General features: G+C 65.4%; 12 protein-coding genes and 5 tRNA genes. 3 read left to right on the forward strand and 14 right to left on the reverse strand.

The window, feature by feature from the left end:
• The first annotated feature begins 140 nt into the window (after positions 1-140).
• Positions 141-845 carry a PP2C family serine/threonine-protein phosphatase gene (locus H4O10_RS12020; RefSeq protein ID WP_005408277.1) on the forward strand — a complete coding sequence of 235 codons (705 nt, stop codon included), beginning with the start codon at positions 141-143 and terminating at the stop codon, positions 843-845.
• A gap of 115 nt (positions 846-960) precedes the next feature.
• Here H4O10_RS12020 and dnaQ read toward each other — a convergent pair whose 3' ends face one another.
• From dnaQ to H4O10_RS12035, 3 genes are read right to left on the reverse strand one after another with little or no spacing between them, the layout of a single operon-like run.
• Positions 961-1,692 carry a DNA polymerase III subunit epsilon gene (gene dnaQ, locus H4O10_RS12025; RefSeq protein WP_049453426.1) on the reverse strand — a complete coding sequence of 244 codons (732 nt, stop codon included), beginning with the start codon at positions 1,690-1,692 and terminating at the stop codon, positions 961-963.
• Between the two features lie 4 nt (positions 1,693-1,696).
• On the reverse strand, positions 1,697-2,149 hold the full coding sequence (gene rnhA, locus H4O10_RS12030; RefSeq protein WP_005408275.1) for a ribonuclease HI: 453 nt from the start codon (positions 2,147-2,149) through the stop codon (positions 1,697-1,699).
• A 13-nt stretch (positions 2,150-2,162) separates the two neighbouring features.
• Positions 2,163-2,813, reverse strand: coding sequence for a hypothetical protein (locus H4O10_RS12035; protein ID WP_049432361.1), 651 nt, complete (start codon positions 2,811-2,813; stop codon positions 2,163-2,165).
• 11 nt (positions 2,814-2,824) lie between these two features.
• Here H4O10_RS12035 and gloB point away from each other — a divergent pair, with 11 nt between their 5' ends.
• Both gloB and H4O10_RS12045 read left to right on the forward strand, forming a co-directional pair.
• Complete coding sequence (gene gloB, locus H4O10_RS12040) at positions 2,825-3,589, forward strand: hydroxyacylglutathione hydrolase (protein WP_049432357.1); 765 nt, start codon at positions 2,825-2,827, stop codon at positions 3,587-3,589.
• Positions 3,586-4,785, forward strand: coding sequence for a lytic transglycosylase domain-containing protein (locus H4O10_RS12045; protein WP_005408272.1), 1,200 nt, complete (start codon positions 3,586-3,588; stop codon positions 4,783-4,785). The genes gloB and H4O10_RS12045 overlap by 4 nt, the downstream gene beginning before the upstream one ends.
• 214 nt (positions 4,786-4,999) lie before the next feature.
• Here H4O10_RS12045 and H4O10_RS12050 read toward each other — a convergent pair whose 3' ends face one another.
• The 11 genes from H4O10_RS12050 to tig all read right to left on the reverse strand — a co-directional run bounded on the left by H4O10_RS12050 (position 5,000) and on the right by tig (position 14,293).
• Positions 5,000-6,955: a peptidyl-prolyl cis-trans isomerase gene (locus H4O10_RS12050; protein WP_005408271.1), complete on the reverse strand. Its 1,956-nt coding sequence runs from the start codon at positions 6,953-6,955 to the stop codon at positions 5,000-5,002.
• Between the two features lie 146 nt (positions 6,956-7,101).
• Positions 7,102-7,178, reverse strand: a tRNA-Asp gene (locus tag H4O10_RS12055).
• Positions 7,179-7,284: 106 nt separating this feature from the next.
• Positions 7,285-7,361 (reverse strand) — tRNA-Asp (locus H4O10_RS12060).
• A gap of 86 nt (positions 7,362-7,447) precedes the next feature.
• Positions 7,448-7,524 (reverse strand) — tRNA-Asp (locus tag H4O10_RS12065).
• Between the two features lie 84 nt (positions 7,525-7,608).
• Positions 7,609-7,685 (reverse strand) — tRNA-Asp (locus H4O10_RS12070).
• A gap of 26 nt (positions 7,686-7,711) precedes the next feature.
• Positions 7,712-7,786, reverse strand: a tRNA-Val gene (locus H4O10_RS12075).
• An 11-nt stretch (positions 7,787-7,797) separates the two neighbouring features.
• On the reverse strand, positions 7,798-8,070 hold the full coding sequence (locus H4O10_RS12080) for an HU family DNA-binding protein (protein ID WP_005408270.1): 273 nt from the start codon (positions 8,068-8,070) through the stop codon (positions 7,798-7,800).
• Positions 8,071-8,287: 217 nt separating this feature from the next.
• Positions 8,288-10,735 (reverse strand): endopeptidase La, encoded by a 2,448-nt coding sequence (gene lon, locus H4O10_RS12085; protein ID WP_049452184.1) that lies wholly within the window; start codon positions 10,733-10,735, stop codon positions 8,288-8,290.
• A gap of 143 nt (positions 10,736-10,878) precedes the next feature.
• Entirely contained in the window at positions 10,879-12,168 is a 1,290-nt protein-coding gene (clpX, locus tag H4O10_RS12090; protein ID WP_004154600.1) for an ATP-dependent Clp protease ATP-binding subunit ClpX, read from the reverse strand.
• Between the two features lie 126 nt (positions 12,169-12,294).
• Positions 12,295-12,921: an ATP-dependent Clp endopeptidase proteolytic subunit ClpP gene (clpP, locus tag H4O10_RS12095; protein WP_004146318.1), complete on the reverse strand. Its 627-nt coding sequence runs from the start codon at positions 12,919-12,921 to the stop codon at positions 12,295-12,297.
• A gap of 76 nt (positions 12,922-12,997) precedes the next feature.
• On the reverse strand, positions 12,998-14,293 hold the full coding sequence (gene tig, locus H4O10_RS12100) for a trigger factor (RefSeq protein WP_005408268.1): 1,296 nt from the start codon (positions 14,291-14,293) through the stop codon (positions 12,998-13,000).
• Between the last annotated feature and the right edge of the window lie 60 nt (positions 14,294-14,353).

Raw genomic sequence — 14,353 nt, forward strand, 5'->3', positions numbered from 1 at the left:
GCGCATCATACGAGGAAGTGAGGCCGACGACAAGTCATTACGGCCAACGAACTGAAAATTTCCTGGGCGCATGCCTTGCCGGATGCCTGCGGCCACCCGATGATGCCTGTCTCCCCCGGCAATACCCCGCCCTGCCTACCATGATCGAATTCGGACACCTCACCCACCCCGGCATGCGCCGCGAGCTCAACGAGGACACCTACTACGGTGACAGCGAGCTGGCCCTGTGGCTGGTGGCCGACGGCATGGGCGGGCATGCCTGCGGCGAAGTGGCCAGTGCACTGGCACGCGAAACCATCGTGCGCGAGATCCGCCGCGGCGCACCGCTGGCACAGGCCATCCGCACTGCCGACGAAGAGATCATCCGCGCCTCGCGCCGGCGCAACGACACGTTGCCGATGGGCACCACCGTAGTCGCCGCGCGTGTGCAGGGCAACCGCTATGAAGTGGCCTGGGTCGGCGACAGCCGCGCCTACCTGTGGCGCGACGGCCAGCTGGCGCAGCTCAGCCAGGACCACAGCGTGGTGCAGGAACTGGTCGCGCAGGGCAACCTGACCGCCGAACAGGCACGCGCGCATCCGCATCGCAACGTGGTCACCCAGGCACTGGGCGTGACCGATCCAGCCCACCTGAACGTGGCCACCACCAGTGGTGAGCTGCGTCCGGGCATGCAGCTGCTGCTGTGCAGCGACGGTCTCACCGAGGAAGTGGATGACCGCGGCATCGCCCGCACCCTGGCATTCGAAGATGCCAGCGCGCAGGAATGCGTGGATACGCTGGTCGCCGCCGCACTCGATGGCGGTGGCCGTGACAACATCAGCGTGATCCTGGTGCGCTGCCATTAACCGGTAGAGCCACGCCATGCGTGGAGGCGGTAGTGCCGGCCGCTGGCCGGCTCACCCGGGGAACCTCGTATCAGGACGATGCCGGCCAGCGGCCGGCACTACCTCATTCCAGGCATTACGCGCTGGCGGGCTCTTCCACCTTCGGGCCATCCCACAGTGCGTGGCCGGCCTTCTTGCGCAGCCGTTCCAGCCGCGCAGCGTGCGCTTCCAGTTCCGACGGCGTAGCCACCACGCGCGGACGCGGCAGCAGCTTGCTGGTATCGAAAGCCTGCAACGCCGCGCCGGCACCGCCGCCGTCGTCATCGCCCAGGCCGAAGCCGATCTCTTCCTGGCCCGAGGTCAGTGCGATATAGACATCGCCAAGGATCTGCGCATCGAGCAGGCCGCCATGCAGCGCACGGTGCGAGTTGTCCACGCCCAGCCGCTTGCACAGCGCATCCAGCGAGTTGCGCTGGCCCGGGAAGCGCTCACGCGCCATCGCCAGGGTATCGATCACCGTACAGCGGTCGGCGATCTTTCCGTACTGCGGCCCCAGCAGCGACAACTCGTTGTCGAGGAAGCCAAGGTCGAACGCCGCGTTGTGGATGATCAGCTCGGCGCCATCGATGAACGACAGGAACTCATCGGCGATCTGCGCGAATTCAGGCTTGTCATCGAGGAACTCCAGGGTCAGGCCGGTGACTTCCTGCGCGCCCTGTTCGAACTCGCAGTCCGGCTTGATGTACTGGTGGTAGTTGTTGCCGGTCGGGCGGCGCTTGAACAGCTCCACGCAGCCGATTTCGACGATGCGGTTGCCCTTCTTCCACTCCAGGCCGGTGGTTTCGGTATCGAGGATGATCTGACGCATGGGCTCAGTTTACCGGGCTGGCGTCGCGGATCTGGATCGCCGCGTTGCGGGCCAGGGTATCCACCCGCTCATTGTCCGGGTCGCCGGAGTGGCCCTTCACCCAACGCCAGTCGATCTGGTGCCGCAGCGTGGCCGCGTGCAGGCGCTCCCACAGCTCGCGGTTCTTCACCGGATCACCGCCAGCGGTCTTCCAGTTCTTGCGGATCCAGCCGGGCATCCACTGGGTCAGGCCCTGCCGCACGTACTGCGAGTCGGTGTAGAGCACGATGTTGCACGGCTCGGTCAGCGTCTCGAGCCCGGAAATGGCCGCCATCAGCTCCATCCGGTTGTTGGTGGTGTGCGCTTCACCGCCACTGAGCTCGCGCTCGTGGCCCTTGTAGCGCAGCAACGCAGCCCAGCCGCCGGGGCCGGGATTGCCGAGGCAGGATCCGTCGGTGTGGATTTCGATGGTTTTCAATACAGCTCCAGAATCAGGTAGCAACGGTGCCGTGCCAGCGCACCGGCAGCGGTTTCGGCCCGGGCAGGGCCAGCGTGCGTTTCTCCGCATGGAACAGGCAGGCCGCGCGCAATGGCGCCCAGCCCCCCGGGCGACGGCCGCCGGCACCGCGCCAGAGCGGGCCGAGGTAGCGCATATCGTCGCACTCCAGGCCATGGCGGCCGAGCAGCAGGCGGATCCGCTGCGGCGTACGCACCACCAGCCCATGCTGCCGCCAGTGCGTGCGGTAGGGGCTGAACGGATTGAGGCTGCTCAGCCACAAATGGCCGCCCGGCATCAGTACGCGCTCGCACTCGTCGAGCAGCAGATCGGCATCGCCGGTGGTGACATGCTGCAGCACGATCGCATTGACGCTCTCGTTGGCCAGGGGCAAGGGCAGCCCGCAGCGGGTATCGCCGTCATAGCCCGGCCCCGACCCCTGCCGGAACAGGCGCAGGCCGCGCCCACCCAGCTGCGCATCCTCCAGCCAGGCCGCACTCGGCGCGATCCACAGCCAGGGCTGCGCGGGCAGTGCCGACAGCTGCGGAAGCAGCAACTGCCGTTCCAGAACGCGCAGCGCCGCCGCCGGCTCACTGTCGAACCACGGGGTCTGGCTCGCTTGACGGGTGCTCTGCAGCGCGGGCATGGTCCAATTCTATGCGACTGACTGCCCTGCCCGCATTTGCGGATAACTACATCTGGACGCTGATCGCCGACGATGGCACTGCCGTGGTCGTCGACCCCGGCGATGCCGCGCCAGTGCTCGCACTGGCCGATCAGGGCCTGCGCGTGGACACGATCCTGCTCACCCACCACCACGACGACCACATCGGTGGCGTGCCCGCACTGCAGGCTCGTTTTCCCGGTGTACGGGTCATCGCGCCGGTCGAAGAGCGCATCCCCACGGCCACCGAGCGGGTCGGCGAAGGTGAACGCGTTCAGGCACTGGGCCGGACGTTCCACGTACTATCCGTGCCCGGGCATACCTGCAGCCACATCGCGTTTCACACTGCTGAACATCTTTTCAGCGGAGATTCGTTGTTCAGCCTGGGCTGTGGACGTCTGTTCGAAGGTACGCCGTCCCAGCTGCTGGCATCGATGCGCAAGCTGGGTACCTTGCCCGCGCAACTGCTGCTTTGTTGCGCCCACGAGTACACCGTGTCAAATGCCGTCTTCGCGCGGCATGTCGACCCCGCCAACGCTGCCCTGTGGCAGCGCCAAGAGGAGGCTTTGGCCATGCGCCGCGATGACCGTTCCACCCTGCCGGTAACCCTGGCCAACGAATTCGACTGCAATCCCTTCCTGCGTGTGCACGCGGCGCCGATCCGTGCGTCGGTCTCGGCACACCTGGGCCGTGACGTCGTTGACGACGTCGACGTGATGGCCGGTCTCCGGCACTGGAAAGACGGCTTCCGCGCATGATGCGCCGAAGTCTGCCGCTGGCCCTGGGCCTTGTCCTGGGGCTGGCCGGAACCGCGGGCGCACAGTCGCTGGGCGCCGGCATCAGCCAGAACCTGACCGCTGCCGCGGCCCTGCCGCTGGATCCGTCCGCGCTGCCCGCCGCTTCGGTGCGCAACGGCCAGGAGATCTTCACCAGCTTCCGCGACGGCCTGGCCGAACCCAGCTGCGACGCCGAGGCCACCAGCCCACGCTGGCAGAAGCAGTTCGCCCACGCCCCCTCGCGCCTGGCCAACCAGGATGACGATGCGCTGGTGCTGTTCGGCTACGTGGTCGAAGAGCTGCGCAAGGCCGACCTGCCCACCGAGTTCGCGCTGATTCCCTTCGTGGAAAGCGGCTACCGGCCCAATGCCCGCAATGGCAGCGGCCCGACCGGCCTGTGGCAGTTCATCGCCACCACCGCGCGCAACCATCGCGTGCCGATGACCAACGGCTATGACGGCCGCCTGTCGGCGGTCGATTCGACCCAGGCCGCAGTGCGCTACCTGAAGACCCTGCACGGCATGTTCGGCGGCGACTGGCGCCTGGCCACCATGGCCTACAACGCCGGCGAGTACCGCGTGCTGCAGTCCATGCGCAAGGCTGGCATGAACGCGCAGAACGCCAAGCCTTCAGCGCTGCCCGGCCTGTCGCCGGTCACCCATGCCTACGTCGAGAAGCTGCATGCCCTGGCCTGCGTGCTGGAAGACGTGGAAGACCAGCCTGGCGTGATGGCCTCGCTGGACCGCACCGTGCCGGTGCTGAAGGACCACACCCTGCCTGCGGGCACCAGCGTGCAGCAGTGGGCCGCACAGCGCGCCCTGGACCCTGCCAGGATCGCCCGCCTCAACCCGGCCCTGGCCTCCGGTGGCCGTCCCTCGGGTACCACCCGCGTGCTGGCGCCGGTCTCGGCCGCAAATGCGACGGTAGCGGAGGCAGCGACCGCGCTGGTCGCCACTACCGCACCGGTGGCGGCCGCTGTCCCCACGCCGCAGGTCACCAGAACCGTCGCCGCGATCGCCGACCGTCCGCGCAGCCGCCGCCACACCGTGCGTGATGGCGAGTCGGCCTGGACCATCGCCCGCCGCTACGGCATGCCGGTGAAGGCCCTGCTGTCGCTGAACGGCCTGAGCGGCAGCAGCGTGCTGAAGCCTGGCGCGGTGCTGCGCGTCGAGGATTGACGCACAGGCCAAGCGCGCCTCCCGTATAGAGCCGAGCCCATGCTCGGCTTTTTCATGCCTGCGCCCAGCGGATGCAGTCGAGCACGGCTCGACTTTACAAAAGGCGGTCGAGCAAGCTCGACCACTACCAGAGGCCAAGCGCGCCACAAACGACGCGAAGACAAAAAAAGGCCCGGCATTGCCGGGCCTTCTTCGATCCTGCCCGCCGCGAGGCTTACAGGTTCGCTTCGGTGGTCTGGATCACGAACTTCTTGCGCATCGCCTCGACATAGGCCTTGGCCGCAGCCATGCCATCGATCTGGCTCAGCTGGTCCTTCAGCTGCTTCTGCTGCTCGGCGGTCACTTCCTTCACGTCGCCCGGGTTCACCTTGTTCACCGCGAACAGCAACGCATGGCCGTTGACATCGACCTTGCCGTAGCTCGGCTTGCCATCGGCCGGCACCGGCGCGCTGAAGATCGCGCGGTTGATTTCCGGGGTCGGTACCGGCTGGCTGCGCGGCAGGCCCGGCATCGGGCTCAGCTGCAGCTTCTCGCTGGCCGCCAGCGACTGCAGGGTGGCGCCCGCCTTCAGCTTGGCCAGCACGGCATCGGCCGCCTTGTCGCTGGCCTGGCGCTGACGGTCGGCACGGATCGCAGCGATCACCTGCTCGCGCGCCTTGTCCAGCGGCATGGCCTGTTCCGGGGTGTGCGCGGCCACGCGGATGACCACACTGTGGTTGGTCGCGCCGCCCAGCGCGATCGGGTCGCTGGCGGTCCCGTCCTGCACCAGCACGTCGGAGAAGGCGGCACGCAGCACGCCCGGGTCAGCGGCGATGCCACTGGCGGTGGCACGGGTGATCGGGCCCAGCGTCTGCAGCGGCAGGTTCACTTCCTTGGCCGCGGCAGCCAGATCGCTCGGGCTCTTGTTGATGGCGTCGACCAGACGGCCGGCCAGTTCGTTGAAGCCGCGCTCGCCGTCGGCCTTCAGCTGCTCGGCAGCCAGCGTGTCACGCACTTCCTCGAAGGACTTGCCCTGGCCGCCACGGACCGCAGCAACCTTGATGATGTGATAGCCGAACTCGGTCTTGACCGGACCAATCACGTCACCGGCCTTGGCAGCGAACAGCGCATCTTCGAACGGCTTGACCATCGCGCCGCGTTCGACCCAACCCAGGTCACCACCCTGGCCCTTCGAACCCGGGTCTTCCGAGTTGGCCTTGGCCAGTGCAGCGAAGTCGGCGCCGGCGGCCTTGGCTTCGGCGGCAATCTTGTTCGCCTTGGCTTCGGCACCGTCGCCGGTGATCAGGATATGCGAGGCCTGGCGCTGCTCCGGCGTGGTGAACTTCGCCTTCTCGTCTTCATAGCGCTTGCGCAGGGTGGCTTCGTCGGCGGCGGTCGGTGCCGGCAGGTTCGCACCATTGATCTCGACGTACTCGAGCGAAACGCTCTCGGCCTGGCGGAAGTCCTTGCCATGGCTGTCGTACCACTGCTTGATCTGCGCGTCGGTCACCGGCGCGGTATCGGCCGGCACTTCCGGCAGCGCGGCCAGCTCGACATCGCGGGTCTCGCCCAGCAGCTTCAGCAGGCGCTCGGTCTCGGACTGGGTAACGAAGCCCGAGTTCTGCAGGCCCGACGGGATCACCGACTGCTGCAGGCTCTCACGCACCAGTTCCTGGAACTGGGTCGGCGTGCGCGGCGGATTGCCACCGGCAAGCGCCAGGCGGTAGTTGTTCTCGTTGAACTTGCCGTTCGAATCGAGGAAGGCCGGGATGGTCGCGATGTACTCGCGCACCGCGCCATCGCCGATCACGACACCGGCCTGCTCGCCAACCAGGCGCACGACCTGTTCGTCGATCAGCTGATCGAGCACGGCCAGCTTGTTTTCAGTGCTTTCAAACGCGCGCGGGTCGAAATTCTCGCCCTGCTGCTGGCGCTCACGCATGCGCTCCTGCTCGAAGCGGGTGCGGAAATCCTGCGCACTGATCTCATGGTGCTGCCACAGCATGCGCACCGGCCACCACGACGGTGCCGAACGCCACCAGGTCGGCGGCGCGGAAACCTTGGCCACGTTCTGTGCGCCAACGCCACCGAGGTAGCTGTTGTCGATCACGAACAGGAACGGAATCATCAGCAGCCCCAGGATCACGGTGACGATCCAGCCTGAGGTCTTGTCGCGGAGTTTCTGCAGCATGGTGAGGAATCACAAGGCCTGATTGGCGAGCCCGGCAGTGTAACCCGCTTCGTCGCAGGGACCAAAAGCAGCGCCGGCGTGGCCTGCGCACCGCTTCCGACGGCACAAAGAAAAAGCCCCCGGCTTGCGCCGAGGGCTTTTAGAGTTGGCGGAGCGGACGGGACTCGAACCCGCGACCTCCGGCGTGACAGGCCAGCATTCTAACCAGCTGAACTACCGCTCCGCGCTGAAACTTTGCAGGCGCCCAGTATATCCGAAGACTCCCTGGAAACCCAGCCCGATGAACACTTTTTTCAAAGTTTTTTCACAGGGACTTAAGAATTCTGCAATGGCGGAGCGGACGGGACTCGAACCCGCGACCTCCGGCGTGACAGGCCAGCATTCTAACCAGCTGAACTACCGCTCCGTTCTTGCAAAAACCTTTCGCCTTCTTCCCGAGCCTTCCGGGGAGAAGACAAGGCCCCCGGCTTCAGGCCGGGGGCCTCGATGTAGTGGCGGAGCGGACGGGACTCGAACCCGCGACCTCCGGCGTGACAGGCCAGCATTCTAACCAGCTGAACTACCGCTCCGCATTGTTGCTTTTTTTGCTTTCCAGCCGGCCTGGACCGGGAAGAAAACAAAGCCTCCAGCTTTTGGCCGGAGGCCTCGTTGAATGGCGGAGCGGACGGGACTCGAACCCGCGACCTCCGGCGTGACAGGCCAGCATTCTAACCAGCTGAACTACCGCTCCACACTCAAACTTTTACCGCGGTGCTGTGGTGGGTGCTGAGGGTTTCGAACCCCCGACCCTCTCCGTGTAAAGGAGACGCTCTACCGCTGAGCTAAGCACCCCAGCGAGCCGCTTAGTTTACAGCATCCTTCAGGGCCTTGCCAGCCTTGAACGACGGATTCTTCGAAGCAGCGATCTTGATGGTGTCGCCGGTCTTCGGGTTGCGGCCGGTGCGTGCAGCACGGTCGCGAACCTGGAAGGTACCGAAGCCAACCAGGGTGACCGCATCGCCGTCCTTCAGCGCCTTGGTGATGGCAGCAACGACGGCATCGACAGCGCGGCTGGACTCGGCCTTGGTCAGGTCGGCAGCTTCAGCAACGGCATCGATCAATTCGGTCTTGTTCATTCTCTACAACTCCTTTGGCGGTGGGTTCCGCTTATTCGACAGGGAAGCAACCGCATGCCTTCTGCATGCGGCCACCATGTGGAAACGGTTCGCCGATTCAGTCATCGCTGACAGCGATCACTCATTCGCGAGTGCTGCTTTTATACCAGTGGCCCTACCCCCACGCAAGCTGGAAAGCCAGCAATGACGCGGGTTTCGGGCCATTGGACAGCGCGCGTCAATGCTTGACGCGCGCGCTTCCACTCGGTTTGGCCTTGCTGCGCACCGTGACACGCTGCGCACTCTTGCGCGCCTTCTTCGGTGCCAACGGACGCTCCAGCGCCAAGTCCAGGACCTCTTCGATGTACTTCACCGGGACGATCTTCAGATCGCGGGTGACGTTGGCCGGAATGTCGGCCAGGTCCTTGCGGTTCTCTTCCGGGATGATGACCGTGCGGATGCCGCCACGCAGTGCCGCCAGCAGCTTTTCCTTCAGGCCACCGATGGCGGTGACGCGACCACGCAGGGTGATCTCGCCGGTCATCGCCACATCGGCACGCACCGGCACCCTGGTCAGCATCGACACCAGCGAGGTGACCATTGCCGCACCGGCGCTCGGGCCGTCCTTCGGGGTGGCGCCATCGGGCACGTGCAGGTGCACGTCGTGCTTCTGCAGGAAGTCGCTGTCGATGCCGAAGCCGACCGCGCGCGAACGCACCACCGACAGCGCCGCTGAAGCCGATTCCTTCATCACGTTGCCGAGCTGGCCGGTCAGGATCAGCTGGCCCTTGCCCGGCACCAGCGTCGATTCGATCTGCAGCAGATCGCCGCCCACCTCGGTCCAGGCCAGGCCGGTGACCAGGCCGATCTCGTTCTCTTCCTCGGCACGGCCGAAGTCGAAGCGACGCACGCCCAGGTACTTGTCCAGGTTCTTGCTGGACACGCTCACCAGCGCCTTCTTCTTCGCGCCCTTCTTCGCCTTCACCGGCTGCGGGCCGGCCAGCGCGATCTCCTTCACCACCTTGCGGCAGATCTTGGCGATCTCGCGTTCCAGGTTGCGCACGCCCGATTCGCGCGTGTAGTAGCGCACGATGTCCTGGATGGCATCGCTGCCGATCTCCAGCTCTTCCGGCTGCAGGCCGTTGGCCTTGACCTGCTTGGGCACCAGGTAGCGGGTGGCGATGTTGAGCTTCTCATCCTCGGTGTAGCCGGGGATGCGGATCACTTCCATGCGGTCCAGCAGCGGGCCGGGAATGTTGAGCGAGTTCGAGGTGGCCACGAACATCACTTCGGACAGGTCCAGGTCCACTTCCAGGTAATGGTCGTTGAATGCGTTGTTCTGCTCCGGGTCGAGCACTTCCAGCAGCGCCGAAGACGGATCGCCACGGAAGTCCATCGACATCTTGTCGATCTCGTCGAGCACGAACAGCGGGTTCTTGCTGCCGACCTTGTTGAGGTTCTGCACGATGCGGCCCGGCATCGAACCGACGTAGGTACGACGGTGGCCACGGATCTCGGCCTCGTCGCGCACGCCGCCCAGCGACATGCGCACGAACTTGCGGTTGGTGGCCTTGGCGATGGACTGGCCCAGCGAGGTCTTGCCCACGCCCGGCGGCCCGACCAGGCACAGGATCGGTCCCTTCATCTGCTTCACGCGCGACTGTACCGCCAGGTATTCAAGGATGCGTTCCTTGACCTTCTCCAGGCCGTAGTGATCGGCGTCGAGCGTGTCCTGCGCAGCCTTCAGGTCCTTGCGCACCTTGCTGCGCTTCTTCCACGGCACGCCCAGCAGCCACTCCAGGTAGTTGCGCACCACCGCGGCTTCGGCCGACATCGGCGACATCTGCTTGAGCTTGTTCAGTTCGTTGCGCGCCTTGGCTTCAACGGCCTTCGGCATGCCGGCTTCGGCGATCTTGCGGGCCAGTTCTTCCAGCTCCCCCGGTGCGTCGTCCAGGTCACCCAGTTCCTTCTGGATGGCCTTCATCTGTTCGTTGAGGTAGTACTCGCGCTGGCTCTTCTCCATCTGCGACTTCACGCGGCCGCGGATGCGCTTCTCCATCTGCTGCACGTCGATCTCGCCGTCGACCAGGCCGACCAGCATTTCCAGGCGGTCGCCCACGGCCAGCGTTTCCAGCAGGCGCTGCTTGTCGGCCAGGCGCACGCTGATGTGCGCGGCGATGGTGTCGGCCAGGCGCGCCGGCTCATCGATGCCCGACAACGTCTGCAACAGCTCCGGCGGCAGCTTGCGGTTGGTCTTGACGTACTGCTCGAACAGCGACATCAGCGAGCGGGCGATGGCCTCGACCTCGCGCGCTTCGCGCTCGTCAGTGGCGTCGATCTCCACCGCCTGGCCGTGCAGCGAGCCGTTGCGCTCGTCGACGTGGGTGACCTGCACGCGCGACAGTCCTTCGACCAGCACCTTGATGGTGCCGTCGGGCAGCTTCAGCAGCTGCAGCACCTGCGCCAGCGTACCGACCTGGTAGAGGTCGGCCGCATGCGGGTCGTCGGTTTCGGCCGACTTCTGCGCCAGCAGCAGGATGCGCTTGTCCGCCTCCATTGCCTGTTCGAGCGCGTGCATGGACTTGTCACGGCCGACGAACAGCGGGATGACCATGTGCGGGAACACCACTACGTCGCGCAGCGGCAGGACCGGCAGGTCGAGGGTTTCACTTGGGGAACGGGCCATGGGGGCTCCAGGGAAGGGGGAAAACCGCCTCCGGGAGGGCATCTTCCGGAGACAAAAAAAGCCGATGGCCCCGTTATGGGGCCATCGGCTTTCAGATGCAAGGCATTCCTTTAAAATCCTTTCCAATCAACAACCTGGAAGGATCACTCGGCGCCTGCGGCCTTCTGTTCAGGGGCCGCCGGGGTCTGGTAGATCAGGTACGGCTCGGACTTGTGCTCGATCACCGATTCGTCCACGACCACCTTGCTGACGTTCTCCTGCGACGGCAGGTCATACATGGTGTCCAGCAGGACGGATTCGACGATGGTGCGCAGGCCACGGGCGCCGGTCTTGCGCTTGAGCGCCTTCCTGGCGATGGCCGACAAAGCGTCCGGACGGAACTCCAGCTCGACGTTCTCCATCTCGAACAGCTTCTTGAACTGCTTGGTGATGGCGTTCTTCGGCTCGGTCAGGATCTTGATCAGGGCCGGCTCGTCCAGCTCCTCCAGGGTCGCGACCACCGGCAGGCGGCCGACGAACTCGGGAATCAGGCCGAACTTGATCAGGTCTTCCGGCTCGACTTCCGCCAGCACCTTGCCCACTTCCTGCTTGCGCTCGCTGCTCTTCACCTTGGCGCCGAAGCCGATGCTGCCGACGTCGGTGGAACGTGCCTGGATCACCTTGTCCAGCCCGGCGAACGCGCCGCCGCAGATGAACAGGATGTTCTTGGTGTCCACCTGCAGGAATTCCTGCTGCGGGTGCTTGCGGCCGCCCTGCGGCGGAACGCTGGCCACGGTGCCTTCGATCAGCTTCAGCAGGGCCTGCTGCACGCCTTCGCCGGACACGTCGCGGGTGATCGACGGGTTCTCGCTCTTGCGCGAGATCTTGTCGATTTCATCGATGTAGACGATGCCCTGCTGCGCCTTTTCGACGTCGTAGTCGCACTTCTGCAGCAGCTTCTGGATGATGTTCTCCACGTCCTCGCCCACGTAACCGGCTTCGGTCAGCGTGGTGGCGTCGGCCATGGTGAACGGCACGTTGAGCAGGCGGGCCAGGGTCTCGGCCAGCAGCGTCTTGCCCGAACCGGTCGGGCCGACCAGCAGGATGTTCGACTTCGCCAGTTCGACGTCGTCGTTCTTCTGCCGGCTCTCGATGCGCTTGTAGTGGTTGTACACGGCCACGGCCAGGGTGCGCTTGGCACGGTTCTGGCCGATCACGTACTGGTCGAGGACCTCGAGGATCTCGCGCGGCTTGGGCAGCGAACTGCGCGCCGACTGCGCCTTTTCCTCAAGTTCCTCACGGATGATGTCGTTGCACAGCTCCACGCATTCATCACAGATGAACACGCTCGGACCCGCAATCAGCTTGCGCACTTCATGCTGGCTCTTGCCGCAGAAAGAGCAGTAGAGGATCTTGCCGGTGTCCGTGGAACGACCTTGGCGGTCTTCGCTCATGCTTCGCTTACCCAGTTACCCCACCCGCTGAACGGGGGTTCGATTCGAGAATAGCACAGGGCCGAGGGGACACCAGTCCCGCCCGACCCTGCAGGAACGAGGCCTCCATGGCCCCGTGAAGGCCGGTCAACCGGCCTGGATCGACTCATCCGGACGACGCTCCAGGACCTGGTCGACCAGACCGTAGGCCTGCGCCTCGAAGGCGCTCTTGAAGTTGTCGCGCTCGGTGTCGCGGGCGATCGTCTCCAGCGACTGGCCGGTGTGCTTGGCCAGCACCTCGTTCAGGCGCGAACGCAGGGTCAGGATCTCACGCGCGTGGATGTCGATGTCGGTGGCCTGGCCCTGGTAGCCGCCCAGCGGCTGGTGGATCATCACGCGCGAGTTCGGCAGCGCATAGCGCTTGCCGGCTTCGCCCGCGGCCAGCAGCAGGGCACCCATCGAGGCAGCCTGGCCGATGCAGGTGGTGCTCACATTCGGCTTGATGTACTGCATGGTGTCGTAGATCGCCATGCCGGCGGTGACCACGCCACCCGGCGAGTTGATGTAGATGTTGATGTCCTTTTCCGGGTTTTCCGATTCCAGGAACAGCAACTGCGCCACCACCACGTTGGCCATGTGATCGTCGATCGGGCCCACGAGGAAGATCAGGCGCTCCTTCAACAGGCGCGAATAGATGTCGTAGGCACGCTCGCCGCGGCTGGTCTGCTCGACCACCATCGGAACCAGGTTCAGGGCTTTGGTTCGGTTGTCCATTACGTGAGGTACCTATCTTGGGGGGCAACAACCCCGCGCCGGCAAAGGCGCGGGGCATCCGGTGATCCGCCCGGGCTTACTGGCGGATCGCGTCCTGGAACGACAGCTTCTCTTCGGTGTGCTGGGCACGCTCGGCGATCCAGTCGATCACCTGCTCTTCCATCACACGGTTCTGCAGGCCAGACATCAGCTGGGGGTCGTTGCGGTACATCTCAATGACCTGCTCCGGCTCTTCGTAGGTCGAAGCGATCAGACGCATCGTTTCGTTCAGGCGCTTGGCTTCCAGGCGCAGGTCGTTGATGCGGGCCACTTCACCGACCAGCAGGCCGACCAGCACGCGCTTGGCGGCCGCTTCCTTGAAGCCTTCGTGGGCATCGGCCGGGATCTCGCCGACGTTCTGGCCGTTGCGGCGGATCTGCTCGACCTGCTGGGCCAGCATGGCACGGGCTTCGTTCTCGACCAGGCGCGGCGGCATTTCCACCGAGGAATAGGCGGCGATCAGCTGCTCGCCCACTTCGCGGCGCAGGCGGTTCATCAGGGCGCCCTTCAGCTCGCGCTCCAGGTTGGCGCGGATGTCGCTGCGGAACTGCTCCACATCGCCACCCTTCACGCCGAAGCTCTTGATGAAGGCTTCGTCGACCGCCGGCACGACCGGCTCGGACACTTCGGCGACCTTGACGGTGACCTGCACGGTCTTGCCGGCCAGCACCGGCACACGCCAGTCCGCCGGGAACTCGACGTCCAGGGTCTTCTCTTCGCCCTTGGCCAGGCCGACCAGGCCCTTTTCAATGGTCTCGAACATCATGCCCTGGCCGAGCACGATCGAACCCTTCTCGGTGCCTTCGGCCGGCAGGCGCTCTTCACCGGCCTGCGACCAGGTTTCCACCGCGACCAGGTCACCGTCCTGCGCGCCACGGCTGACCGGGGCCCAGGTACGACGCTGGTTCTGCAGGTTCTCGATCATCTGGTCGATGTCGGCGTCGGTGATCTCGGCGGTGTGGCGCACGACAGTCAGCTTGCTGACGTCGATGTCGCCGAAGTCCGGCACCACTTCCACGGTGGCCACGAAGGAGAATTCACCCTCGTCGCCCTTGTCGATGCGCGGGCTGCCGACGATGCGCAGATCGTGCTCGCGCACGGCCGCGTCGAAGGTTTCGCGCAGCAGGCCGTCCAGCGCCTCGCCACGGACCTGCGCGCCGAAGCGCTGCTCGATCACCTTGGCCGGCACCTTGCCCGGACGGAAACCCTTGATGCGGGTGGTACGGGCGATTTCGCCCAGGCGGCCGACGATGTGGCTCTGCAGACGGTCTTCCGGCAGCGAGAAGCTCAGGCGGCGTTCCAGGTTGCCGGTGGATTCGATCGAAGCTTGCATGTTGACTCCTGCCACCGGTGGCCCACGCCCCCGGCTCGATGATTGGGATGAAACGGTTGT

It is taken from the genome of Stenotrophomonas sp. I18B00994, assembly GCF_014145825.1.
Classification (GTDB): domain Bacteria; phylum Pseudomonadota; class Gammaproteobacteria; order Xanthomonadales; family Xanthomonadaceae; genus Stenotrophomonas; species Stenotrophomonas maltophilia.

Excerpts from the sequence above, each read along its gene's own strand:
- H4O10_RS12045 (WP_005408272.1), top strand. The coding sequence starts at position 3,586 with ATGATGCGCCGAAGTCTGCCGCTGGCCCTGGGCCTTGTCCTGGGGCTG.
- dnaQ (WP_049453426.1), bottom strand. The coding sequence starts at position 1,692 with ATGCGTCAGATCATCCTCGATACCGAAACCACCGGCCTGGAGTGGAAG.
- H4O10_RS12080 (WP_005408270.1), bottom strand. The coding sequence starts at position 8,070 with ATGAACAAGACCGAATTGATCGATGCCGTTGCTGAAGCTGCCGACCTG.
- clpX (WP_004154600.1), bottom strand. The coding sequence starts at position 12,168 with ATGAGCGAAGACCGCCAAGGTCGTTCCACGGACACCGGCAAGATCCTC.
- lon (WP_049452184.1), bottom strand. The coding sequence starts at position 10,735 with ATGGCCCGTTCCCCAAGTGAAACCCTCGACCTGCCGGTCCTGCCGCTG.
- gloB (WP_049432357.1), top strand. The coding sequence starts at position 2,825 with ATGCGACTGACTGCCCTGCCCGCATTTGCGGATAACTACATCTGGACG.
- H4O10_RS12020 (WP_005408277.1), top strand. The coding sequence starts at position 141 with ATGATCGAATTCGGACACCTCACCCACCCCGGCATGCGCCGCGAGCTC.
- H4O10_RS12035 (WP_049432361.1), bottom strand. The coding sequence starts at position 2,813 with ATGCCCGCGCTGCAGAGCACCCGTCAAGCGAGCCAGACCCCGTGGTTC.
- clpP (WP_004146318.1), bottom strand. The coding sequence starts at position 12,921 with ATGGACAACCGAACCAAAGCCCTGAACCTGGTTCCGATGGTGGTCGAG.
- H4O10_RS12050 (WP_005408271.1), bottom strand. The coding sequence starts at position 6,955 with ATGCTGCAGAAACTCCGCGACAAGACCTCAGGCTGGATCGTCACCGTG.
- tig (WP_005408268.1), bottom strand. The coding sequence starts at position 14,293 with ATGCAAGCTTCGATCGAATCCACCGGCAACCTGGAACGCCGCCTGAGC.